The sequence below is a fragment of the Methylomonas sp. EFPC3 genome (assembly GCF_029643245.1).
GTDB classification, from domain to species: Bacteria; Pseudomonadota; Gammaproteobacteria; order Methylococcales; family Methylomonadaceae; genus Methylomonas; species Methylomonas koyamae_B.
The window spans coordinates 3,776,416-3,798,437 of record NZ_CP116398.1 but is presented as its reverse complement, the minus strand read 5'-3'; the positions used below and the strand labels follow the sequence as shown (position 1 = coordinate 3,798,437).

At 55.9% G+C, this 22,022-nt stretch carries 23 protein-coding genes and 1 other RNA gene; 8 read left to right on the top strand and 16 right to left on the bottom strand.

The window, feature by feature from the left end:
- Window positions 1-50 precede the first annotated feature (50 nt).
- Both PL263_RS17165 and PL263_RS17160 read left to right on the top strand, forming a co-directional pair.
- The gene (locus PL263_RS17165; RefSeq protein WP_278210512.1) at window positions 51-179 is read left to right on the top strand and encodes a toxin-antitoxin system HicB family antitoxin; all 129 of its coding nucleotides are present in this window, start codon (window positions 51-53) and stop codon (window positions 177-179) included.
- 110 nt (window positions 180-289) lie between these two features.
- Window positions 290-949: a cold shock domain-containing protein gene (locus PL263_RS17160; protein ID WP_278210511.1), complete on the top strand. Its 660-nt coding sequence runs from the start codon at window positions 290-292 to the stop codon at window positions 947-949.
- A 168-nt stretch (window positions 950-1,117) separates the two neighbouring features.
- Here the strand turns inward: PL263_RS17160 and PL263_RS17155 are convergent, their stop codons facing one another.
- Both PL263_RS17155 and PL263_RS17150 read right to left on the bottom strand, forming a co-directional pair.
- Complete coding sequence (locus PL263_RS17155; RefSeq protein ID WP_278210510.1) at window positions 1,118-1,495, bottom strand: lipocalin family protein; 378 nt, start codon at window positions 1,493-1,495, stop codon at window positions 1,118-1,120.
- 168 nt (window positions 1,496-1,663) lie between these two features.
- Window positions 1,664-1,933, bottom strand: a complete 270-nt coding sequence (locus tag PL263_RS17150) for a hypothetical protein (RefSeq protein WP_278210509.1) — start codon at window positions 1,931-1,933, stop codon at window positions 1,664-1,666.
- Window positions 1,934-2,188: 255 nt separating this feature from the next.
- Between PL263_RS17150 and PL263_RS17145 the strand changes: the two genes are divergently transcribed.
- On the top strand, window positions 2,189-2,605 hold the full coding sequence (locus PL263_RS17145) for a DUF805 domain-containing protein (protein WP_278210508.1): 417 nt from the start codon (window positions 2,189-2,191) through the stop codon (window positions 2,603-2,605).
- Between the two features lie 65 nt (window positions 2,606-2,670).
- Here PL263_RS17145 and PL263_RS17140 read toward each other — a convergent pair whose 3' ends face one another.
- The 4 genes from PL263_RS17140 to orn all read right to left on the bottom strand — a co-directional run bounded on the left by PL263_RS17140 (window position 2,671) and on the right by orn (window position 5,784).
- The gene (locus PL263_RS17140) at window positions 2,671-3,060 is read right to left on the bottom strand and encodes a group 1 truncated hemoglobin (protein ID WP_140911399.1); all 390 of its coding nucleotides are present in this window, start codon (window positions 3,058-3,060) and stop codon (window positions 2,671-2,673) included.
- Window positions 3,061-3,218: 158 nt separating this feature from the next.
- A complete protein-coding gene (serS, locus tag PL263_RS17135; protein ID WP_278210507.1) occupies window positions 3,219-4,490 on the bottom strand; it encodes a serine--tRNA ligase in 1,272 nt (423 codons plus the stop codon).
- Between the two features lie 41 nt (window positions 4,491-4,531).
- Window positions 4,532-5,239: a fluoride efflux transporter CrcB gene (gene crcB / locus PL263_RS17130; RefSeq protein WP_278210506.1), complete on the bottom strand. Its 708-nt coding sequence runs from the start codon at window positions 5,237-5,239 to the stop codon at window positions 4,532-4,534.
- Complete coding sequence (gene orn, locus PL263_RS17125) at window positions 5,239-5,784, bottom strand: oligoribonuclease (RefSeq protein WP_278210505.1); 546 nt, start codon at window positions 5,782-5,784, stop codon at window positions 5,239-5,241. The genes crcB and orn overlap by 1 nt, the downstream gene beginning before the upstream one ends.
- Window positions 5,785-5,873: 89 nt before the next feature.
- Between orn and PL263_RS17120 the strand changes: the two genes are divergently transcribed.
- Window positions 5,874-7,124 (top strand): M48 family metallopeptidase, encoded by a 1,251-nt coding sequence (locus PL263_RS17120; protein WP_278210504.1) that lies wholly within the window; start codon window positions 5,874-5,876, stop codon window positions 7,122-7,124.
- A complete protein-coding gene (rsgA, locus tag PL263_RS17115) occupies window positions 7,124-8,014 on the top strand; it encodes a ribosome small subunit-dependent GTPase A (RefSeq protein WP_278210503.1) in 891 nt (296 codons plus the stop codon). Before PL263_RS17120 ends, rsgA begins: the two co-directional genes overlap by 1 nt.
- 26 nt (window positions 8,015-8,040) lie before the next feature.
- Here the strand turns inward: rsgA and PL263_RS17110 are convergent, their stop codons facing one another.
- From PL263_RS17110 to rluC, 8 genes are all read right to left on the bottom strand, one after another.
- The gene (locus PL263_RS17110; RefSeq protein ID WP_140911405.1) at window positions 8,041-8,379 is read right to left on the bottom strand and encodes a histidine triad nucleotide-binding protein; all 339 of its coding nucleotides are present in this window, start codon (window positions 8,377-8,379) and stop codon (window positions 8,041-8,043) included.
- 9 nt (window positions 8,380-8,388) lie between these two features.
- Window positions 8,389-8,985: a recombination mediator RecR gene (recR, locus tag PL263_RS17105; protein ID WP_278210502.1), complete on the bottom strand. Its 597-nt coding sequence runs from the start codon at window positions 8,983-8,985 to the stop codon at window positions 8,389-8,391.
- A 3-nt stretch (window positions 8,986-8,988) separates the two neighbouring features.
- Window positions 8,989-9,312 (bottom strand): YbaB/EbfC family nucleoid-associated protein, encoded by a 324-nt coding sequence (locus PL263_RS17100; RefSeq protein WP_140911407.1) that lies wholly within the window; start codon window positions 9,310-9,312, stop codon window positions 8,989-8,991.
- A gap of 16 nt (window positions 9,313-9,328) precedes the next feature.
- Complete coding sequence (gene dnaX, locus PL263_RS17095; RefSeq protein WP_278210501.1) at window positions 9,329-10,960, bottom strand: DNA polymerase III subunit gamma/tau; 1,632 nt, start codon at window positions 10,958-10,960, stop codon at window positions 9,329-9,331.
- A gap of 33 nt (window positions 10,961-10,993) precedes the next feature.
- Window positions 10,994-11,090: signal recognition particle sRNA small type (ffs, locus tag PL263_RS17090), an RNA gene on the bottom strand.
- Window positions 11,091-11,184: 94 nt separating this feature from the next.
- Entirely contained in the window at window positions 11,185-12,159 is a 975-nt protein-coding gene (gene sppA, locus PL263_RS17085; RefSeq protein WP_278210500.1) for a signal peptide peptidase SppA, read from the bottom strand.
- A gap of 9 nt (window positions 12,160-12,168) precedes the next feature.
- Complete coding sequence (locus PL263_RS17080) at window positions 12,169-12,816, bottom strand: HAD-IA family hydrolase (RefSeq protein ID WP_278210499.1); 648 nt, start codon at window positions 12,814-12,816, stop codon at window positions 12,169-12,171.
- Window positions 12,800-13,759 (bottom strand): 23S rRNA pseudouridine(955/2504/2580) synthase RluC, encoded by a 960-nt coding sequence (gene rluC / locus PL263_RS17075; RefSeq protein WP_278210498.1) that lies wholly within the window; start codon window positions 13,757-13,759, stop codon window positions 12,800-12,802. The genes PL263_RS17080 and rluC overlap by 17 nt, the downstream gene beginning before the upstream one ends.
- A 419-nt stretch (window positions 13,760-14,178) precedes the next feature.
- Here rluC and PL263_RS17070 point away from each other — a divergent pair, with 419 nt between their 5' ends.
- Window positions 14,179-16,368: an Rne/Rng family ribonuclease gene (locus PL263_RS17070; RefSeq protein WP_278210497.1), complete on the top strand. Its 2,190-nt coding sequence runs from the start codon at window positions 14,179-14,181 to the stop codon at window positions 16,366-16,368.
- A 45-nt stretch (window positions 16,369-16,413) separates the two neighbouring features.
- Here PL263_RS17070 and PL263_RS17065 read toward each other — a convergent pair whose 3' ends face one another.
- Both PL263_RS17065 and PL263_RS17060 read right to left on the bottom strand, forming a co-directional pair.
- The gene (locus PL263_RS17065; RefSeq protein WP_140911413.1) at window positions 16,414-17,298 is read right to left on the bottom strand and encodes a carbon-nitrogen hydrolase; all 885 of its coding nucleotides are present in this window, start codon (window positions 17,296-17,298) and stop codon (window positions 16,414-16,416) included.
- A 69-nt stretch (window positions 17,299-17,367) separates the two neighbouring features.
- Window positions 17,368-18,399 (bottom strand): agmatine deiminase family protein, encoded by a 1,032-nt coding sequence (locus PL263_RS17060; RefSeq protein ID WP_278210496.1) that lies wholly within the window; start codon window positions 18,397-18,399, stop codon window positions 17,368-17,370.
- A 311-nt stretch (window positions 18,400-18,710) separates the two neighbouring features.
- Between PL263_RS17060 and PL263_RS17055 the strand changes: the two genes are divergently transcribed.
- Entirely contained in the window at window positions 18,711-20,750 is a 2,040-nt protein-coding gene (locus PL263_RS17055) for a TonB-dependent receptor (RefSeq protein ID WP_278210495.1), read from the top strand.
- 26 nt (window positions 20,751-20,776) lie between these two features.
- Window positions 20,777-21,871, top strand: coding sequence for a lipocalin family protein (locus tag PL263_RS17050; RefSeq protein ID WP_278210494.1), 1,095 nt, complete (start codon window positions 20,777-20,779; stop codon window positions 21,869-21,871).
- Window positions 21,872-22,022: the final 151 nt, after the last annotated feature.

Here is a 22,022-nt window from a genome sequence, read left to right as displayed (position 1 = left end):
AATAACCAACCTCATGCAAACCGCCGGAAAAACCGGCTAGCCGCAAACTGATGCTGCGTATACCACCCGAAATCCATACGGCAGCGTTATTAGCCGCTAAAGCGAAAGGCAAAAGCCTGAATCAGTGGGCGACGGAAGTGTTAATGAAGCGTCGCCTGTTTAATATCGTTCAATCTTAGGTTTGACGTGCAAAAAACGTACAGATTAAGCAAAAACTCCCCGTGTTTGCTTTTAGAGAGATCAGTATTGGAAGCACGTTCATTGCCTAGCCCGGAATATGGGAGTTAATATGAAAGGAAAAATCAACCAGTGGAATGATGAAAAAGGTTTTGGCTTTATCGTTTCCGACGATGACGCTACAAAGGTGTTTTTTCATATTTCCAGCCTCAAAACCAGTAGCAGACGTCCTCAGGTTGGCGACAGTGTCGTCTATGAATCAACTGTGGATGCCAAGCAGCGTTTGCAAGCAAAGGCGGTAGTGATAATCCAAGCCAGTACGCAACGAGAATCACAGCAAATTCAGGTAACCCCGCCGCAAAAAAATGCACTGGATTATTTTCTAATTCTGATCTTGTTGGGCTGTTTGGGAAAAATAAGCTGGGATTTTTATCAGACGCAACTATTGACTGAAACTATGGCCCCTTTTGCCATTGCAGCGGTTGTCGCCTTCTTAATTTTAAATCGACAAAAAACACCGAAAGAGAAACAGTTTAGTTGTGCGAGATGTAAGGCTGTTGCCAATTTCGATGCGCGGACTATTCAAGCCTGGAATAACGGATTTTTGAAGCTGTATTGCAATCCTTGTCACCAGCGTTGGCTGCGGGAAAATCCTACTCACCCAATTCGTAGCTATGGCGTGGGGCGAGGTAGCGGGTGCTTAGTGCTCTTATGTGTATTTTCCACGATGCCTGTTTTAGCAGCGGTAGCCGTGTATCTATGGATGACATGAACACGATCAAAACGCTATTTGCCCGATGTGTTTAACCCGCATAAGGCGGAACCGGTTTACCTGGCTCCGCCAAAGGCCATACGATGGATTCTGAACATCCTGACGTCTACCATATCCCTTTTATAGATTGGCGATTCCGCAGTGCAAAGCCACTAACAATTCAACAACTTACTTCTTGATAAAGTGGTAAATATCCCCAAACTTGCCCTTCAACGTCATCGTTTTATCGTCCTTTTCGACCAAGGAAAAAACGTCGAATTTGTCTGACCTACCCAATAGCGAAATTTTCAACTTGCCGTTTTCCACTTCGTAATTGACCGGCGCTTGGTCGTAATAAGTGCCGTCGCGCGGAATGTGGGTGATCGTGACCTTGCCGGCGTTGAACGCCCAAGTATCCTCCCGCTTGAGAGTATCCTGAGCGCTGGCCGATTTCTTGGTGTACTCCAGTTTCCAGCTACCCTGAATTTCGTCGCCGGATTGCAGCGGCACGTCGGCATAACTCTGGCCGGCCATCGCCAATAAAAGCACTGCCCAATATTTTTTCATGTCGCTCCCCCCGTTTTTGATAAACATAGAGCGTCAGGATTGTACGCTCAGTTTTCCGGAAAGTATCCTTATTCCTTTAGGGGTTTGGTTGAAGCACGCGGTCGCAAAAACCGGCTCGGCCGACGCACTGCCGCTGGCGCCGAAGCAGACGAAACTCAACCCCCTTATCTACCGATCCGAGTTAGTCGGATAGCTGTAAATGGCTTGACCATGGGCTTTATCGACATAGACCATGTCTATCTCGGCGATCGGCACCGAAGGCACCAACATAGGGTAACTGTGTATTCCGCGGTTATAGGCAGGATCGTCGTAAAGGACCTGCACGGCCGTAGATTTGATATGCCCGGAGCCTATTCCTCGGTCGCCGTGAGCCCACGCCGCGCCAGAAAACAAGCCTATTGTGATCGCCATTATTTTGATGATTTGTGTGATTTTCATGATTGTTCTCCCGGTAATACTAGAATCGCCGGTTTTGCTCGAAGCTGAGCTTTCCGGCCTGGAAACATTCTGAACAAGCTCTAGAAATAAATAAAATCGATAGTTTTTATATCGACGATAGTCTTTTTGAATAGCCTCCCCGTCATCTGCAACAACGGCAGAAAGACACTGGAAACCGGATTCGGTTCGGCCGGACGAAGCGGATTCCGTTAAAATCGCGAGTCTGTTGGCGAATATTCCCGAAAAACATCGAACATGCTGCGCTACGACCGATCCCGATACATTGCCCTGGGCCTGCCTTGTCTGATTAATACCGCACTTATGATTTACGGGTTGGAACTGAAATTGGGGGAATTCCCGGTGGGACTGGCCGAATGCGGCTATTGGCTGTTGGCAGCCGTATCGGGACTTTTCGGCGCCACAGCGATGATCAAACGCGCCCGCGACATCGGCTCGTCGGCGTGGGGGATATTATTGGGGTTTTTATTCGCTCCGCCGCTGATGTTGCTGATCGGGCTCGTGTTGTGCTTCGTCCCGAGCAATCCTGATGCAGATCGCCTGGAACCGGCTCCCGCCGCCGCAAGCGCTAAAATTTGGCTGCTGGGAAGCGGTTTGTTGCTGATACCGTGGTTAGCCGTGTTGGTACTACGCCAATGGCCGGGGTATTTCTGAACTTAGACTCGGATTGACGCCGCCACGCCACCCACAACCTTGTGGCGGCAATGGCGACAAACAGCTTATTTGCCCAGCACTTCGCCTCTGACACTTTCCACCAGGGCGGCCGCTTCGGCGATCAGTTCCGGCGGAACGTTCAATTCGGTCATCGTCGCGCCCAGATGCTCCATGACGGCATCATAGTGCGAGTCATTCAATCCCATTTTTACCAGCCGGGCGTGACCGTCGCGCAAGGAACGGCCGGCGTAATTGTTGGGTCCGCCGAATGCCACCGTCATAAAGGCCTTCAAATGTTCGACCTGTTTTGGCATGTCGGTCTTATCGAAAAAACGGTTGATGCGGTAATCGTCCAACACTTTTCCGTAAAACAGATCAACTGCGGCATTGACTGCTGCCTCGCCGCCGATTCTTTCGTACAAAGATGGCCCTTGCACTTCGTTTGCTTCGCTCATGGTTACCCCTCCTCAATTTTATGATTGTTATCGAGGCCGGAGCTAACTCGGCAAGCCTTTGATTTTGCCTGGGTTACCGACCTCGGCGCGGATGATAACCCAGGATAGTTTCGCCTCCAAACTATTTTGCCGCCCTTAAAGACCGGACTAATCGTAAGTTATTGAATCTTTTCGAGACCGCCCAAGTAAGGTCGCAGGGCTTCCGGCACGGTGATCGAGCCGTCGGCATTCTGATAGTTTTCCATCACCGCAATCAGGGCGCGTCCGGCGGCCAGACCGGAACCGTTTAGCGTGTGTACCAACTCCGGCTTGCCGGTTTCCGGATTACGCCAGCGGGCTTGCAGGCGGCGGGCCTGGAAGTCCTTGAAATTGCTGCAAGACGAAATCTCCCGGTATTTTTGCTGACCGGGCAACCAAACTTCCAAATCGTAGGTTTTGGATGATGAGAAACCGGTATCGCCGGCGCAGAGCAATACTTTACGGTAGGGCAGATTCAATTTTTGCAGGATTTTTTCGGCGTGGGCGGTCAGTTCCTCATGGGCCTGAGCCGATTGTTCCGGCGTGGTGATTTGCACCAACTCCACTTTCTCGAACTGGTGCTGGCGGATCATGCCGCGCACGTCGCTGCCGTAAGCACCGGCTTCGCTGCGGAAACAGGGCGAATGACAGACGAATTTCAGCGGCATCTGCTTGGCGTCGACGATGACGTCGCGGACGATATTGGTGACCGGCACTTCGGCGGTCGGAATCAGGTAAAAGGTCGGATCGTTTTTGACGGTAAACAGGTCGGCTTCGAACTTCGGCAGCTGGCCGGTGCCGCGCAAACTGTCGGCATTAGCCATGAACGGTACATACGTTTCCTGGTAGCCGTGTTCGTTGACGTGGGTATCCAGCATCAGTTGAATGATGGCGCGTTGCAAGGTGGCCAGTTTGCCGGCCAACACGACGAAGCGGGCGCTGGCGATTTTGGCGCCCAATTCGAAATTCATACCCAACGGCTCGCCCAGATCGACATGGTCCTTAGGCGCGAAATCGAATTGGCGCGGCTCGCCCCAACGGCTGATCTCGACATTATCGGCATCGCTTTTGCCGGCCGGAACCGATTCGTCCAGGATGTTGGGAATACCTTCCAGCATGACATTCAGTTGATTCTGAATGTCGTTCAATTCCGACTCGGCAGCCTTGAGTTGATCGCCCAAATCGGCCACTTGGTCTAGCAAAGGTTGAATATCCTCGCCCTTCGCTTTGGCCTGGCCGATAGCTTTGGAACGGGTATTGCGTTCGTTTTGCAAATCCTGAGTTCTGACCTGTACGTCCTTGCGCCGGTCTTCCAAAGCTTGATAAGCCTGAGTATCGAATTGAAAACCGCGGCGTTGCAATTGCTGCACGACCAGGTCCAGGTCGCTTCTAAACAAACGGGGATCTAACATGGTTACAGCTTTCCTGAATTAATGATGAGAAAAAACGGCGGTTATACCTGCTTGCCCAGCCACAAGCCGAACCACAATGCGCCGCCGCAGAACACAAGGTTGCCGAGAAATACCGTTAGCATGGCGTCGATATGCGATTCGAACGAATGTCCGCTTTCCAGCAGATACAAAATCAAATACAAACCGGACAGAGTCAGGAATACGCCGATCAGCAGCGTTACCAAAATAGCCCGGTGTTCGATGGAAATTTCGAGCTTATGCAGCAATATCGTGGCGACGATACCGATCAGGAAGGCGCCGATGCCGTTCACCACAGTCAGCGCGTAGGGATAAGGCCAATCGCCGATGCGCACGGCACCCTGGCCGTAGAAAAATAAGCCCTTACCCAACGACAGGCCGGCCCAGACCGCCAGCAGGCAACCGATGACGCTGACGGCGATATTCAATCCGGCCTTGCCGATTTGGCCTTGCTCGAGCAAGTGGAAGGTTTCCAACGAAAAACTGGAAAACGTGGTTAACCCGCCCATCACGCCGGCCAAAATCGCCGTGCGGTATTCCAGTGCAATGGCCAAGCGTTGCAGAATCAAAGCTTCCGACATTAAGCCGATCAGAAACGACCCGATCAGATTGACCGTAAGCGTGCCGTAGGGAAATCCGCGGCCGAGCCACAGGTAAACGCCGCTGGACGCCAGATAACGCAACAAGGAACCGATGGCGCCGCCCAACGCGACGGCAAATAGTTGCAGCATCAGAACTTGAAGAAGGTTTCCCGGTAGTAACGCAGTTCATCGATCGACTCGATGATGTCCTCAAGCGCCTTGTGCGAAGCCTGCTTATTGAATCCGTCCTTGATCTGCGGCGCCCAACGCGCGGCCAGTTCCTTAACAGTGGAAACGTCCAGATTCCGGTAGTGGAAAAACGCCTCCAGCTTGGGCATGTAACGGTACAAAAACCGCCGGTCCTGGCAAATGCTGTTGCCGCACATCGGCGAGGTTCTGGCCGGCAGCCATTGCTGCAGGAAGTCCAGCGTACGTCGCTCGGCTTCGGCGGCGTCGATATCGGAATTCTGGACCCGCTGGATCAAACCGGACTGGCCGTGGTGCTGCTGGTTCCATTCGTCCATCGCCGCCAGCGTCGCATCGGACTGGTGCACCGCCATGACCGGGCCTTCGGCCAGGACATTCAGATTCTTGTCGGTGACCACGGTGGCGATTTCAATGATCAAATCGTTATCGGGATCCAAGCCGGTCATTTCCAAATCGATCCAGATCAGATTGTCCTTATCTTGAGTCATTGCGTTTCTATGTTATTAATAATGTTGCGGCGGATTGTAGCATTAGCTAATCTGTACCGCTAATTGTTAACCCCACCCCAATTGGCTTGATGAACACGTTTACCGGCATATTTTTAGCAGCTTTCGTCCTTTCCTACGGCACCCAATTCTGGCTTGCCAGACGCCAAAAACACCACGTCTTGCAACACCGGGACCAAGTTCCCGCAGCGTTCCAGGATCGTGTAACCCTAGCCGCCCATCAAAAAGCCGCCGACTACACCATTGAAAAGGGCAAGTTGCACGATGTCGACAGCGTGGTCGGCATGGTATTTCTGCTGGCCTTGACCCTGGGCGGTGGCATCAGCCTGGTGTTCGACTTCTGGTCCACCTTCGAACTGTCGCCGCTGGCCGCCGATTTGGCGGCGATGGCCAGCATCTTTTTACTGATGACGGTGGTCGAGATCCCGTTCAGTTTGTACCAAACCTTCGTCATCGAAGAAAAATTCGGTTTCAACAAAAACACCATTGCGCAATTCGCCAAAGACCAACTATTGTCCCTTGGCCTGACGCTGATTATCGGCCTGCCGATCCTGGCGCTGATCCTCTGGGTCATGGACAGCATCGGCAGCCTCTGGTGGCTGTATGCCTGGGCGATTCTGATGAGTTTTTCGTTGTTGATGAGCTGGCTGTTTCCGACCCTGATCGCGCCGCTGTTCAATAAATTCGAACCGATGCAGGAAGGCTCGTTAAAGCAAAGGATTCAAGGCTTGCTGGAACGTTGCGGCTTCAGCAGTAACGGCATTTTCATCATGGACGGTTCGCGCCGTTCCGGTCACGGCAATGCCTATTTCACCGGCTTGGGCAACAACAAGCGCATCGTCTTTTTCGATACCTTGGTCAATTCGCTGGACGAAGAAGAGTTGGAGGCGGTTTTGGCGCACGAACTGGGCCATTTCAAATGCAAGCACACCATCAAAATGTTGGCGGCCTCGTCGGTCATGACACTGGTCAGTTTTGCGGTGTTGGGCTGGCTGATTACCCAGGATTGGTTCTTCGACGGCTTGGGCGTCAGTACCCATTCCAACGCCGCGGCCTTGTTATTGTTCATGCTGGTGTCGCCGGTATTCACCACCTTCATGCAGCCGATCAGCGCCTACTTCCAGCGCAAGTTCGAATTCGAAGCCGACGATTTCGCCACCCGCAACGCCCAAGGTAAAAAGATGATCAGTGGCTTGGTCAAGCTTTACGAAGAGAATGCCAGCACCTTGACGCCCGATCCACTGTACTCGGCTTTTCATTACAGCCATCCACCGGCTGCGATCCGCATCGCCCACATCGAAGAAAAAATGCAGTCCGCTTGATGACCGAGCTGCAGCAAGGCTTGGTCGTTTCCCACCTCGGCAAGGGTATCGCCGTCGAGGTCGGGGAACAGACCGTGTTGTGCCAGACCCTGCGCAAACTGGACACCGTCGTCGTCGGCGACCAAGTCCTGCTGTCCTTATCCGGCCCGGAACAAGGCCGCATCGAGCAAATCCTGCCGCGCCGCTCGGTATTGCAACGCCCCAGCCGCGGCGACCAGGTTCGACCGGTGGCCGCCAATCTGGATACCATTTTTGTGGTATTTGCCGCCGAACCCGAGTGCGATTTCTTGTTGTTGGACCAATATCTGGCTATCTGTGAAAACTGCAATATCGACGCCGCACTGGTCTTCAACAAGGTCGACATTCCCTGTAGTGCGCCGATTCTGGAAGAGCTGAAAATTTATGAGGCGTTGAGCTACCGGCTGCATCGGGTCAGTGCCAAACAGCAATCCGGGCTTGACGAACTGAAACAGGTATTGCGCGGCCAAACTGCAATGTTCGCCGGCCAATCCGGCGTCGGCAAATCCTCCCTGACCAACGCTTTAATACCGGATAGAACGCTGCGGACCAATAGCGTGTCGGCAACGACGCGCCACGGCCGCCACACCACGACCGCGGCTACTTTGTACCATCTGCCCGCCGGCGGCGATTTGATCGACAGCCCAGGCGTTGCCATCTTCGGTTTGGCCGGCTTGTCAGAAGCGCAGCTGGCCTGGGGTTACCGGGAATTCCAGCCCTACATTGGTCAATGCAAATTCAACGATTGTCGCCATGCCGGCGACAAAGACTGTGCCGTCAGGGCCTCGGTCGAATCCGGCGCAATATCCGCCACCCGCTACCAGCGTTATTTGAAATTGCGGGAAAAAATGCCGCCAGGAAACCGCAGTTAACCCTGTTCGAAACCGAATGACCTCGATTAGCCTGGCGGCCAATGCATCGGCCGGCCGGCCAGCAGGTGCAGGTGCAGGTGAAACACGGTCTGGCCGCCGTCGGCGTTGCAATTAAATACGGTCCGATAGCCGCTGTCGGCGTAACCAAGGTCTTTGGCGATCTGCGCGGCGGTTTGCAGCAAGTGGCCGCCCAGTCCGGCATCGTCCAGTTCGTTTAGCGTGGCGATGTGCCGCTTCGGAATGACCAGCACGTGCAGCGGCGCCTGCGGGTGCAAGTCGCGAAACGCCAGAACTCGATCGTCTTCGAAAACCACATCCGGCTTGATTTCGCCGGCCACCATTTTGCAAAACAAACAATCGCTCATAGTCGCTCCTTAAAGTTCGCGCCGGCCGTTGAACGCGTGCGCCAAAGTACCGCTGTCGATAAACTCCAGTTCGCCGCCCATCGGGACGCCGTGAGCGATGCGGGTAGCCCGCACGCCGAATTTGGCGGCGACGTCGGCAATGAAATGGGCGGTAGCCTGGCCTTCCACCGTAGAATTGGTCGCCAGAATGATTTCCTTGATCTGGCCGGACGCCATACGCTGTTCGAGCAGATCGAAACCGAGCTGGTCCGGGCCAATTCCGTCCAGCGGCGACAGGCGGCCGTGCAACACGAAATATTTACCCTTGAACGTGGTCGCCTGATCCACCACCCAAACGTCGGCCGGGCTCTCGACCACGCATAAGGTTTCGGCGTCGCGTAGCGGGTTGGCGCAGACTTCGCACAACTCGGCTTCGGTCAAGGTCCGGCACTCGCGGCAATGGCCGATTTGCTTGATCGCCCGTTCCAGAATCTGGCCGAGTTGCAAACCGCCTTCGCGGTTACGCTGCAACAAATGGAAAGCCATCCGTTGCGCCGATTTGGGCCCGACGCCGGGTAAGCAACACAGGCTTTGGATCAACTCTTTCAGCAAGCCCTGGTTCTGCATGTTTTAAAACGGCATTTGGAAACCGGGCGGAATCGGAATCCCGGCCGTGACGTCGGCCATTTTCTCTTTCTTCATTTTGCCGACCTTGTGCACCGCGTCGTTGATCGCCGCAGCCACCAGATCTTCCAGCATGTCTTTATCGTCGCCGACCAGGGACGGATCGATGCTGACTTTACGGACCTCGCGCTTACCGGTCATGATGATCGTCACCAAGCCGCCGCCGGATTCGCCCTGAACTTCCATGGCTTCCAATTCTTCCTGGGCCTTTTTCAAATTTTCCTGCATTTTTTGGGCTTGCTGCATGATGCCCGCGAGTGCGTTTTTCATTTCCGTCTCCAACCTATCAATTCAGAGGTTCGATGCTGCCAGGCACAATTCTGGCGCCGAACGTTTCTTTTAAAGCCTGCACGTTAGGGTCGGCATTGATCGTATCGACCGCCGCCTGCTGCCGGTCTTCCCGGGCTTTTTGCATTTCCAGAGCCGGCGTCATCTGCGTTGCCGCCTGCTGGCTGATAACCAATTTCAACGGTTTACCGTAATAATTTTGCAACGCCAAGCGCAGATTGTCCTCGGCTCTGCTGCCGACTTGATGAAACCGTGGATCCAGCAATAAACGGCAACTGCTGTCGTCGATGCTGTCCAGCACGCAATTATTGGCTAACTCGCGGGTGCGGCCATTCAGGTTCAGCGCGGCGATAATATCGCGCCAGCTGCTGCCGGGCTCTGCGGCCGGAACCGGTTTCGGCGATGCCGGGGCTGTCTCCGCGACCGGCTCGGCGACTGCTTCGACTACCGGCGCCGACCTTGCAACCGAAGATTCGGCGCTGGCCGCCGTTTTCGGCGCGACCGGAGCTTGAACTGGCGCGGCCGTTACCGGCGTCGGCTTTTCCATCGCCGCCGGGCGAAAAGCCAGCATTCGCAATAGCGTCATTTCGAAACCGCTGCGCGGATCAGGCGCCAACACTAAGTCGCGTTGGCCGGTCAAGCCGATCTGATAGTACAACTGCACGTCCGCCGGGGTTAACCGGTTCGCCAGTTCGTCCAGCAACTGCTTGTCGAATTCGTGGTCGACGAAGCCGGGCACTTGTTGCAATACGGCAACGCGATGCAATACCCGCAACATTTGCTGCAAAATCTCGGCGAAGTCCGGCGTCAGTTGCGCCACGTCGGCGACCTTGGCCAACACTTGGCGGGCGTCGCCGGCTGCCAAGGCCAATAGAATGTCGTCGACCGGCTGCTGGGCGACGGCACCGAGCATGCCCAGCACAGCCTCGCCGGTTACCGTACCGCTACCGTAGACGATGGCCTGGTCCAGCAGGCTCAAGGCGTCGCGCAAACTGCCGTCGGCCGCTCGCGCCAGCATTTTCAGAGCCTGGGCTTCGAATCCAATATTTTCCTCGCCGAGGATGAATTGCATCTGCCGGTCGATTTGCTCCGGGGTTAGCCGTTTCAAGTTGAACTGCAGGCAGCGCGATAACACGGTGATCGGAATCTTGTGCGGATCGGTGGTCGCCAGCAGAAACTTGACGTGCGGCGGCGGCTCTTCCAGCGTTTTCAGCAACGCATTGAAGCTGTGTCCGGACAGCATGTGCACTTCGTCGATCAGATAGACCTTGTAGCGGCCCTGGTTCGGCGCGTATTGGGCGTTATCCAGCAGATCGCGGGTATCTTCGACCTTGGTACGGGAAGCGGCATCGACTTCGACCAAGTCCATAAACCGGCCTTGTTCAAAAGCCTGACAGACTGGGCAAGCGCCGCAAGGATTGAAGTTTTGCAGATTTTCGCAGTTGATCGCTTTGGCGAGGATTCTGGCGACCGTGGTTTTGCCGACGCCGCGGGTGCCGGTAAACAGATAGGCATGATGCAAGCGCTGATGTTGCAACGCATGAATCAGAGACTGGCTGACGTGCTCCTGGCCGACGAGCTGAGTGAAGTTGCTGGGACGCCATTTTCTGGCAAGAACCTGATAAGCCATTAGCAACGGAAGCGGCAGGAGATTGGGCGGCTACTGCGCCAGCCGCATCCCGGCACACGAATCCGCTGCTACCGTTGCTTCCTTCCGGACCTGGCGGGGTTTACAGCGTATCGTTGCGAGAGGACCGACACAGTAACCATAAAAACATCAGCGACTGGCTGAAGAGCTGGCTATTATCCTTAAATCGCCGCGATTAGGCAAGCGGCGAAACATAAACTTTGTCCTTAGTGAAGACCGCCAATGTTCAGAGCAGTAGCAATGCTGTGACCGAATGCGGCGCCGAAACGGCCGGCCAAGCGATCGATCAAGCGTTCGTGCGGCGTGAAATTGACCGTGTCCTCAGTGCCGAATTGCTCGCGCACGACCGAATCGATGCTGCCGAAGCCGTCCGCCAAACCCAATTTCACGCCTTCCTGCCCGGACCATACCAATCCGGAAAACATTTCCGGACTCTCTTTTAAGCGCTCACCGCGTCCGGCTCTGACTGCCTCGATAAACTGCTGGTGGACTTGGTTCAACAGGGATTGCATGTGCTTGCTTTCCTGCGCATTCACCGGCGAGAACGGATCGAGCATGGCTTTATGCTCCCCCGCAGTCAATAAGCGCCGCTCCACACCCAATTTCTCCAACACATTACTGAAACCAAAACCATTCATCACGACACCGATTGAGCCGATCAAGCTGGATTGGTTGACATAAATCTTGTCGCTGGCGGAAGCAATGTAATACCCGCCCGACGCGCAGATATCGCCAACCACGGAGTAAATCGGCAATTGCGGATGCTGGGCTTTCAAACGCCTGATTTCGTCATAGACGTAAGCCGATTGCACGGCGCTGCCGCCCGGCGAATTGATATTCAGAATGATGCCTTTGGTATTTTTATCCTTTGCCGCATCGCGCAGGCCTTCGATGATGGTATCGGCCGCCGCACCTTCGCCCTCGGCGATCTGGCCCAACACGTCGACGATCGCCACGTGCTGCGCCGACCCGGTCTCAACCTCTTGTTTCAGTTGCGGGTACAAAGCCACACCCATCGCCACCGACAAATAGGCGAAAGTCAGCAATTTGAAGAAAATACCCCAGCGCCGCGCCGCTTTCTGCTCGGCAATTGCGGCGAACGCCAGCTTCTCGAGTACCGCCTTTTCCCAGCCGGGAGCGTTCTGGTCTGAATTGTCGGGATGCTGTTGATTCGTATCCACCGTGACCTCCTAAAGTAATTCAAGCAAATCCGTCGGGTAATCCAGACAAACCAGCGGATTGTATTGCCGCAGTGTTTCTCTGGAGTGAGCACCGCATGTGACGGCCGCCGCCGCGACACCGGCATTCAGCGCCATTTGCATGTCGTGCGCGGAATCGCCGACCAGCAAGGCCCGCTGTTTGTCGATTCCAAGCTCCGCCAAAATTTCGGTCACCATCAACGGGTCGGGCTTCGAGGCGGTCTGGTCCGAGCTGCGGGTAGTGCAAAACAAATCCGCTACGCCGGTGCCGCGCATGGATTGATCCAGGCCGGCGCGTTTCTTGCCGGTAGCCACCGCCAAGCGCAAGCCATCGGTACGCAGGCGTTGCAACATGTTCGCAACGCCCGGAAACAAATCCGCCGGACCGATCTGCCGCGAGAAAAACGCCTCGCTGTAAACAGCGGCCAACCGTTGCCTTGTTTCGGCATCCGCATCGGGAAACAATTGCAGAGTCGCGTTATCGATGCTTAAACCGATAATATCCTTGATGGCCGGCGCCGACGGCACGTCGCAGCCGCAAGTCTCAGCCGCCTGTTGAATGCAGCGGACTATCCAGTCCACCGAATCCATCAATGTCCCGTCCCAATCGAAAATGATTAAATCAAAGCGGTTTTTCATGTTCGATCAATTGCTGCAAATCGCTGGGCAGCGGCGCAAAGAAATGTAAAGGTTTACCGGTCAGAGGATGGGCAAACTGCAGTTGTTCGGCATGTAAAAACAGCCGTTTGTAGCCGCGTTTTTTAAACATTTTGTTAGTCTCGTCTTCCCCGTAGCGGTCGTCGGCGACTATCGGATGCCCCAACCACGCCGCATGCACCCGAATCTGGTGGGTGCGGCCGGTCTTCGGCGCTGCATGCACCAGCGTGGCATCCTGGTATTGCTTCAGCCGGGTGAACAACGTTTCCGCAGCCTTACCCGCTTGGCTAACAACCACCATTCGCTCGCCGCCTTGGGCGACATTCTTCAACAACGGCACGTCTACTACCTGCTTTTTGCGCTGAAATTGCCCGACCAGCAAAGCCAGATAGGTCTTCTGAATGCCGTCGCCGCGAAAAAGTTCATGCAACACCTTTAGCACCGAGCGCTTCTTCGCGATCAACAAGCAGCCGGAAGTCTCCTTATCCAGCCGATGCACCAGCTCCAGAAACTTCTGCTGCGGCCGAATTTGGCGCAACCCCTCGATCACGCCGGAACTGACGCCGCTGCCGCCGTGTACGGCAAATCCGGCCGGCTTGTTCAGTACGATAAAGCCGTCGTCTTCGTAGAGAATGTGGTTTTCCAGGCTGAACTTCAAGGTGGGCTGGACGATGACTTCGTCTTTTTTGTCCGCAACCCTGACTGGGGGGATGCGCACGATGTCGCCAATCTGCAGTTTATAACTGACGTCGGTACGACCCTTGTTGACCCGTACTTCGCCCTTTCTGACCATCCGGTAAATTCGGGTTTTCGGTACGCCTTTGAGATAAAAGATCAGAAAATTATCGAGCCGTTGTTCGTTGTTCGCCTCGGTGATTTCCAGCCATTGGACTTGCGGGTTAGTCGGGTCTGATGCACTACTCATGCGGCAAATGATAGCAACATATGCACGAGCCATGTTTAAAATTGCTGGTCCGAATAAACATTGCTATATTAGGCTGGTTTATCTTTGGATAGACTTTAATTATAAAAATTTAAAACCATGGTTTTAGCGCTGTTCCGCCGCGCCAGACTTATAAAGAATTTTCTCGGGTTTTGTCGCTCAACCCATGATGAGCGAGCTGCATCCTTTGCGTAGAGTTCGGTACAACAGACCTCCCACTTTTCAAGCGCCACGCTCGGCATTGCCGACACCCACTGCGACAATAACTACAAGATATTGCAGTTTTCAGTCAGTCCGGCCGCTCAACTAAAAGTCATATTGGGAAACACGCCGCCTTTATCCGCGACAACCAAACCTGTTCACGCTCTAGTTAGGATACACAGAACAATAAGGATAATTAAATGAAAAGAATGCTTATCAACGCCACGCAGCCCGAAGAGCTGCGGGTGGCATTGGTAGATGGCCAGAAACTTTACGATTTCGACATCGAAGTTCCATCGAAAGAACAAAAAAAATCCAATATTTACAAAGGCATCATCACCCGGGTAGAACCCAGTCTCGAAGCCGCCTTCGTCAACTACGGCGCCGAAAAACACGGCTTTCTGCCGTTCAAGGAAATCGCCCCGGAATACCGCACCGGCGACGGTCAGGAAGGTAAAAGCTCCAGCAAAAGCAATATCCGCGAAGGCCAGGAAATCGTCGTTCAAATCGAAAAAGAAGAACGCGGCAACAAAGGCGCGGCGCTAACGACCTACATCAGTCTGGCCGGCACCTATCTGGTGCTGATGCCGAACAACCCCAAAGCCGGCGGCATCTCCCGCCGCATCGAAGGCGAAAACCGCAGCGAATTGCGCGAAACCATGGCCGCGCTGGAAATCCCGGACAGCATGGGCCTGATCATCCGCACCGCCGGTTCCGACAAAAACGTCGAAGAATTGCAGTGGGATTTGAACTACCTGATGCAACTATGGGAGGCGATAGACCGCTCCAGCCAGGAACAAACGGCACCATTCCTGATTTTCCAGGAAAGCAACGTCATCATCCGCGCGCTACGCGATCATTTGCGCGGCGACATCGACGAAATCCTGATCGACCAGGAAGGCGCCTACAAGCTGGTGCATAACTTCCTGAAACAAGTGATGCCGCACAACCTGCACAAGGCCAAACTGTACCAGGATAGCGTGCCGCTATTCAGCCGCTACCAGATCGAAACCCAGATCGAGATGGCCTACAAACGCGAAGTTTCACTGCCATCCGGCGGCTCGATCGTCATCGACCACACCGAAGCGTTGACCTCGATCGACATCAACTCGGCCCGCGCCACCAAAGGCAGCGACATCGAAGAAACCGCGCTCAATACCAACCTGGAAGCCGCCGACGAAATCGCCCGCCAACTGCGTTTGCGCGACTTGGGCGGCCTGTTCGTGATCGACTTCATCGACATGATGTCCAACAAAAACCAGCGCGAGGTGGAAAACCGGCTGCGCGACGCGCTGAAAATCGACCGCGCCCGCATCCAGACCGGCCGCATCTCCCGCTTCGGCTTGATGGAAATGTCGCGCCAACGCTTGCGGCCGTCTTTGGGCGACTCGACCCAGTTGACCTGCCCCCGCTGCAAAGGCCAAGGCACGATCCGTAACGTCGAATCGGTCACGCTGGCCGTACTGCGCTTGATCGAAGAAGAAGCGATGAAAAAAGGCACCGAGCGTGTCATCGCTCACTTGCCGATCGATTGCGCCACCTTCCTGCTCAACGAAAAACGCGCCTCGATTCAGGAAATCGAGTCCCGGCTGCAAGTCGGCATCATCGTGTTGCCGAGCAAACACCTGGAAACGCCGGCTTACGACATCGAGCGCATCAAAGCCACCGGCGACAGCGAAGAGAAGGCCAGCCATTTGCAGATCAAGGAAGAAGACATCACGGTTCCGGAGTTCGCCAAACAACTGGGTCCGAAAACCGAAAAAGCCGCAATCAAGGAATTTCTGCCTGACTCACCGGCCCCGGTTCAAAGTAAGAAAACTTCGGCCAGCCTGATCCAGCGTTTCTGGCAACGCCTGATCGGCGCCGGTAAAACCGTCGAAAACGCCGAAGCCGCCGAAAAAAGTGGTGAAGATAAAGCCAAACCCGGCCGCAACAATCGCCGCGACCGTGGTGAGCGCGGCGAACGTGGCGCCGGCCGCAACAACAATCGCCGTAACGGCAATCGCCGCCCGGCTCCAGCGGCAACAGCCGGCCAGGACACCGTCGCAAACCTAAGCGACGAAGCCAGACCGGCAGCGACCGGCGAGCTAGACTCGGGACTAGACAACGCTGCGAAAAAAGCCTCAGGCACGCCGGATCGGGAGCGCAGCCGCCGCAGCCGTAGTCGCCGCCGAGGACCGCGCAACGGCGCCGAAAAACGTAGCGAGCCGAATGGTATCGGCGCAAACGGCGAGCAACACACCGCCGAATCCGCTCCACCCGCGCCTGCCGACCGCGGAGAATTCCGCAACCCAAGCCGTAGCGCCGACAGCGACCATGCGGAACGGAGTCCGCGCCCGGCAGAAACCCCGCGCGATTACGAACCTGTCCGCACCGCGGCCGAAGACTGATGTCTAGGCGGGCGCCGTCGAACACGGCGCCCGCCTAGCCGAGGCTCAATCGATATAACGCCGCAACAAATCCTGGTACGCCTCAATGCGGCGGTCACGCAAAAACGGCCAAATCCGCCTAACATCTTCGCTACGCCACACATCAATCTCGGCAAACAACAACAAATCCTGTTTATCGTCGGCGCTGGCCAGGATTTCGCCCTGAGGGCCGGCGATAAAACTGTTTCCCCAAAACTGGATGCCTTGCGCCTGGTCCGGCGCCGCTTCGAAGCCGATACGGTTACAGGAAATCAGCGGCAGACCGTTGGCGACGGCATGCCCGCGCTGCACGGTCACCCAGGCATCGCGCTGGCGCGTTTGCTCGCCTGCGTCGTCGCTCGGATCCCAACCGATGGCGGTCGGATAAATCAGCACTTCGGCTCCGGCCAATGCCATTAGCCGCGCCGCCTCCGGGTACCACTGGTCCCAGCAGATCAATACCCCCAGTTTACCGATCGAGGTTTCAATCGGCCGAAAGCCGAGATCGCCCGGCGTAAAATAAAATTTCTCGTAAAACCCCGGATCGTCCGGAATATGCATCTTGCGGAACGTCCCGGCGATGCTCCCGTCTTTGTCGAACACCACGGCCGTATTGTGGTAGAGCCCCGGCGCCCGCCTTTCGAAGATCGTCGATACGATCACGACTTTATTGTCGGCCGCGACTTGCGCCAGCACCTCGCAGGTCGGCCCCGGCACCGGCTGCGCCAAGTCGAAGCAGGCAGTGTCTTCGCTTTGGCAAAAATAATGGTCCAGATGCAGCTCGGGCAGCACGACCAAATCGGCATTGCGCTTGGCAGCCGCTTCGATCTGATTAATGGAATAGGCCAGATTGGTTTCCCGGCCGCGATTGCACGGTTGCTGGACCGCACAAGCGGTAATGGTTCTTTTCATACTTATAACTGTTAACGATAGTCTGACGGCGCGAAAATCCGCGCCGGAAGGAGCTGAAGGAATGGAATGTTAAAAATTCAGTTTGACGACGGCCGGCACCTGCATGCTGGCGCAATGCAAGCTGCCGTATTGGTGCACCAGCGCTCGGCAAGGCACGGGGACAATTTCGCGCTCCGGGAAGCAAGCCGCCAAACGTTCCACTGCCACGGCATCGTTGGCATCGTCGTAGACCGGCACCAGCAGCGCACCGTTGATAATCAGAAAATTGGCGTAGTTGGCCGGCAAACGCTGTCCATGTTCGTCGAAGATCGGCTTCGGCAGCGGCAACGCCACCAGTTTATAAGCCGCGCCAGCCTCAGTGCGGAAAGCCTGTAACTGGGCCTCCATATTTTTCAAGCCGGCATAATGCGGATCTTCGCTATCCTCGCAAGCGGTATAGGCGATGGTATCGACACTGCAAAACCGCGCCAGCGTATCGATATGGGCATCGGTATCGTCGCCGGCCAGATTGCTTTGCTCGACCCACAGCACCCGCTTCGCCCCCAGATAATTCTGCAACTGGCCGGTAATCGCTTCCGCTGACAGGCCGGGGTTACGGTTCGGGTTGAACAAGCAGTTCTTGGTGCTCATCAAGGTGCCTTGGCCGTCGGATTCGATGCTGCCGCCTTCCAACACCAAATCCAGCGTCGCGGTCGGATGCCCCTTGAAAATCGGATGGGCGAACAATGCCAGATTCAGCGCATCGTCGGCGGCGTGCGGATATTTGTTGCCCCAACCGTTGAAACGGAAATTCAGCATCTGCACCGCGGCTTTCGGATGCTGCCACTCCAGGGTCAGAAATACCGTATCGCGCAGCCAGATGTCGTTGTAATCGGCTTGAACGTAATGAATCTGAGGATTGTGCGGCAGTTGCGTCTGAATATGTTGTTGATGTTCGCCGTCCTTACAGATCACCACCAACGGCTGAAACCGGCTGATCGCGGTAGCGGCGGCATGGTAGCAATCCTCGACCGCGGACAAATTGCTGAAATCGCCGCTGTGGTGCGGCCAGGCGATGATAACCGCCGCTTGTGGTTCCCATTCGGCTGGAAAGCGAATCATGAAGTACTCCCGGATAAATGACTGAAAAAACGGCGCATTGTACCAACAGGCGGCGCTGAAGACTTGTCCGGCATACGTTTATTCGCGCCGAGAGGGCTGACGCCGGCAACGGGAAACGGCAATAACCGGTGCAGCCCGGCAAGCAGCCGGCGATAACTCGCAGAAAACTAAGCCCTAAGCCTTGCTTTTTGAAAATTACCGCCATACTTAAACCGCCCCTGGCCCTTTACCAAGACCTTACAGGCAGCAACCCTTTGCCTTGACGACACCGACGCTCATTTGCCGCTAGCCACGTTAACCCGCCGCCCACCATGAAACCGCACCGACTACCGTTTCCCTGCCCGTTTGCACCGGCAATGTCCGGTTCGCGTAACATTTTTTTCGGCTTGGCCTTGAGCCTGAGTTGCGTCGCAGCGGCCGACGAGCCGCCGCCAACGCTGGAGGAGTTATCGATCAATGACCTGATGCAAATGGAAGTGTCGTCGGCCTCCCGCAAGACCCAAACCGTGTCGGACACGGCCGCCGCCGCATTTGTCATCAGCCAGGACGACATTCGCCGCTCGGGCGCGACCTCGATCCCCGATGCGTTGCGACTGGCACCCGGCATCGAAGTTGCACAAATCAACGCCAGCGTCTGGTCGGTGACCGCGCGCGGTTTCAACGGCCGCTATGCCAATAAACTGCTGGTATTGATGGACGGCCGCTCGGTTTACACCCCGCTGTTCTCCGGCGTGTTCTGGGACTTGCAGGACACAATGATGGAAGACATCGAGCGCATCGAAGTCATCCGCGGCCCCGGCGCCGTCATGTGGGGTGCCAACGCGGTGAACGGCGTGATCAACATCATCACCAAAAAAGCCAAGGATACCCAAGGCAACCTGTTTGTGGCCGGCGGCGGCAACCAGGAAACCGGATTCGCCGGCTACCGTCACGGCGGTCGGGTCGGCGACGACGGCAACTACCGGGTCTACGCCAGAACCTTCGAACGCAATACGTTCGTCAGCAACACCGGCGAACGCCTGCATGACGACTGGCGCTCGGTGCAGGGCGGTTTCCGGATCGACAACCGCATCTCCAACGACAATCGCTATACCGTACAAGGCGACGTCTACCGCAAGAATGTCGGCAATACGGTGCCGGCGCAAACGGTCGCTCCGCCGTTCAATTCGCCATTCAATACCGACGACCATGCCGAAGGCGCCAATTTGTTGGCGCGCTGGGAAGGCAATCTCAGCGACGGTTCCGAGTTTATGCTGCAAGGCTATTACGACCGGGTCAATTTCAGCGCGGCAGCCCTGTCCGACAGTCAGGACATGTTCGACATCGACTTTCAGCATCGCCTGCATCCGAATCCCGATCACGACTTGATGTGGGGCGCCAGCTACCGTTTCATTCACAGTGCAACCAACGGCAGCGCGGCAATCGCGTTCAACCCGACCAGCCTGGGCTACCACAACGGCAGCGCCTTCGTGCAGGACGACATCACGCTGATCGACGACACCTTACGCTTGACCTTGGGTACCAAACTGGAAGAAAGCCACTTCGGCAACACCCAGGTGCAACCCAACGCCCGACTGATGTGGACGCCAGACCCGAAACACTCGGTGTGGGCCTCGGTATCCAGGGCCGCGCGCACGCCGTCGCGCGGAGAGGCGCAGGCCAATATCGCCTTGGGGGGAATACCGACCGGCCTACCCGCACCTTTCGATCAGATTCAGATTATCGGCCGCCCCAATTCCGACTTACGAGCCGAGAAAGTGTTTAGCGCCGAAATCGGCTACCGGGCGCAATGGTCCGAGCATTTTTCCACCGATATCGCCGCTTTCAGCAACCACTATACCGACCTGATCATGTTCCGCCAGGGAACGTTGGACTTTGCCACGCTAACCCAGCCCTTGATCTGGTACAACAACAGCCGCGAAGTCACCACCCGCGGCATCGAAATCGCCAGCGAATGGCAAGCCCTGGACTGGATGCGCTTTACCGGCAATTACAGCCACCTGAAAATAGAGCGCCCCTACGACAGCAACAATCCGGATATCGCCGGCCTTAGCCCGCGTCACCGCGGCTCGCTACGCTGGCAAATGGACTTGCCGGAAAGAATCAAACTGGACCTGACCTTGCGTTATGTCGGCAAACTGGCCGCCCTCAGTCAGGAAGTACCCGCCTACACCACCTTCGACGCCCGTTTGGCTTACGAACCCATTGCCGGCCTGGAACTGGCATTCGTCGCCCAAAACCTGTTTTCGCCCAGACATCCCGAATTCCAAGATTCGGCCGCCATTTCGCTACCCGGCGCGGCGGCGGAAGTGCCGCGTTCGCTGTACGGCAAACTCAGTTGGCGTTTTTAATTTCTTTCCATTTGCGAGCGGTTAACATGCGAGACTTCTTAAAAAAATACTTACCCTGGATCATCGCCGGCATTGTGTTGCTGGTCGGCTGGCTGTTGCCGAACTGGCTACCCTGGCTATTGTTGGCTCTAACGCTGGCAGCCTGGTTATTCTTGCCGCGTCGCGGCCTGATCGGCCCGGTCGAACTACCGGCCGACGACGCGTTCTTACCGACCGAGCAGGTGCAATGGTGGTACTGGACCGGACATTTGCTCACCGACGACGGCCGCCGCTTCGGCTTCGAAGTGGTGTTTTTTTCTTTCGACAGTCTGGTAATTTTTCGCGACCAACTGGTACAGGCTGCGGTGACCGACATCGACGGCCAAAAATTCAGTTTCGAAGAATTCGTCGAATTTCATTTACCCCAACGCACGCCGAACGGTTTTAACCTGACCTCCGGCAAAGACGACAAAGTCACGGCAGTCGGCGGCGGCGGCAACGACCGCTTGCATGCCGAGGTCGACGGCTATGTCCTGGATCTGGAATTGAAATCGACCCAAGAACCGGCCTTGCATTACGGCGGCGATGCCCACCCCTACCGGTTCGGCGGCTACACCTACTACTATTCGCGGCCGAAAATGGCCACGACCGGCACCATCAGCTTCGGCGGTCAGACCTTTAAGGTCAGCGGCAACAGCTGGTTCGACCGCCAGTACGGAGAGCTCTACCAAGCCATTCAACAAGGTTGGCAATGGTTCGCGATTGAGCTCGACGACAACCGGCAAATCATGTTGTTCGATTTCAAAGGCAACGACAGCTCGGTGGAAAAATCCGGCTCGATCACCGACGCCGAAGGCCGCACGGTAACCCTGGCCGCCCACGAGTTCGAAGTGACGGTGCTGGGCGAATGGACCAGCCCTCATACCGGCTGTACGTATCCGTCCGGCTGGTCTGTGGAAGTACGCGGCGAGAAATTCACGGTGGAACCCCAAGTCAAAGATCAGGAATTGCGGGCGCAACACAAACTGTGGATCGGACCGATCTACTGGGAAGGCAGCTGCAGCGTGGCCGGAGCCAGCGCCGGCCAGGCCTACGTGGAATTGAACGGCTTTTGCCGCTGCCCGAGCAAAGGTCTGTTATAGACTGCGGCGCACAGCGGCGCCTAGTGCGCCGCGGAGTGGCGCGCCCGCCGATGCGCTCAGTAGCCACCGAGCGTAAAAGTCGAACCGCGTTTGGGGGCCTGGGGCATAATTTAACCGGCAACGCCGACAACCGCAGCCCAAGCCCGGATGC

What these genes read in the sequence shown, in the direction of transcription:
- PL263_RS17165 (WP_278210512.1), top strand. Translation starts at nt 51, where the DNA reads ATGCTGCGTATACCACCCGAAATCCATACGGCAGCGTTATTAGCCGCT.
- PL263_RS17160 (WP_278210511.1), top strand. Translation starts at nt 290, where the DNA reads ATGAAAGGAAAAATCAACCAGTGGAATGATGAAAAAGGTTTTGGCTTT.
- PL263_RS17155 (WP_278210510.1), bottom strand. Translation starts at nt 1,495, where the DNA reads ATGAAAAAATATTGGGCAGTGCTTTTATTGGCGATGGCCGGCCAGAGT.
- PL263_RS17150 (WP_278210509.1), bottom strand. Translation starts at nt 1,933, where the DNA reads ATGAAAATCACACAAATCATCAAAATAATGGCGATCACAATAGGCTTG.
- PL263_RS17145 (WP_278210508.1), top strand. Translation starts at nt 2,189, where the DNA reads ATGCTGCGCTACGACCGATCCCGATACATTGCCCTGGGCCTGCCTTGT.
- PL263_RS17140 (WP_140911399.1), bottom strand. Translation starts at nt 3,060, where the DNA reads ATGAGCGAAGCAAACGAAGTGCAAGGGCCATCTTTGTACGAAAGAATC.
- serS (WP_278210507.1), bottom strand. Translation starts at nt 4,490, where the DNA reads ATGTTAGATCCCCGTTTGTTTAGAAGCGACCTGGACCTGGTCGTGCAG.
- crcB (WP_278210506.1), bottom strand. Translation starts at nt 5,239, where the DNA reads ATGCTGCAACTATTTGCCGTCGCGTTGGGCGGCGCCATCGGTTCCTTG.
- orn (WP_278210505.1), bottom strand. Translation starts at nt 5,784, where the DNA reads ATGACTCAAGATAAGGACAATCTGATCTGGATCGATTTGGAAATGACC.
- PL263_RS17120 (WP_278210504.1), top strand. Translation starts at nt 5,874, where the DNA reads ATGAACACGTTTACCGGCATATTTTTAGCAGCTTTCGTCCTTTCCTAC.
- rsgA (WP_278210503.1), top strand. Translation starts at nt 7,124, where the DNA reads ATGACCGAGCTGCAGCAAGGCTTGGTCGTTTCCCACCTCGGCAAGGGT.
- PL263_RS17110 (WP_140911405.1), bottom strand. Translation starts at nt 8,379, where the DNA reads ATGAGCGATTGTTTGTTTTGCAAAATGGTGGCCGGCGAAATCAAGCCG.
- recR (WP_278210502.1), bottom strand. Translation starts at nt 8,985, where the DNA reads ATGCAGAACCAGGGCTTGCTGAAAGAGTTGATCCAAAGCCTGTGTTGC.
- PL263_RS17100 (WP_140911407.1), bottom strand. Translation starts at nt 9,312, where the DNA reads ATGAAAAACGCACTCGCGGGCATCATGCAGCAAGCCCAAAAAATGCAG.
- dnaX (WP_278210501.1), bottom strand. Translation starts at nt 10,960, where the DNA reads ATGGCTTATCAGGTTCTTGCCAGAAAATGGCGTCCCAGCAACTTCACT.
- PL263_RS17080 (WP_278210499.1), bottom strand. Translation starts at nt 12,816, where the DNA reads ATGAAAAACCGCTTTGATTTAATCATTTTCGATTGGGACGGGACATTG.
- rluC (WP_278210498.1), bottom strand. Translation starts at nt 13,759, where the DNA reads ATGAGTAGTGCATCAGACCCGACTAACCCGCAAGTCCAATGGCTGGAA.
- PL263_RS17070 (WP_278210497.1), top strand. Translation starts at nt 14,179, where the DNA reads ATGAAAAGAATGCTTATCAACGCCACGCAGCCCGAAGAGCTGCGGGTG.
- PL263_RS17065 (WP_140911413.1), bottom strand. Translation starts at nt 17,298, where the DNA reads ATGAAAAGAACCATTACCGCTTGTGCGGTCCAGCAACCGTGCAATCGC.
- PL263_RS17060 (WP_278210496.1), bottom strand. Translation starts at nt 18,399, where the DNA reads ATGATTCGCTTTCCAGCCGAATGGGAACCACAAGCGGCGGTTATCATC.
- PL263_RS17055 (WP_278210495.1), top strand. Translation starts at nt 18,711, where the DNA reads ATGAAACCGCACCGACTACCGTTTCCCTGCCCGTTTGCACCGGCAATG.
- PL263_RS17050 (WP_278210494.1), top strand. Translation starts at nt 20,777, where the DNA reads ATGCGAGACTTCTTAAAAAAATACTTACCCTGGATCATCGCCGGCATT.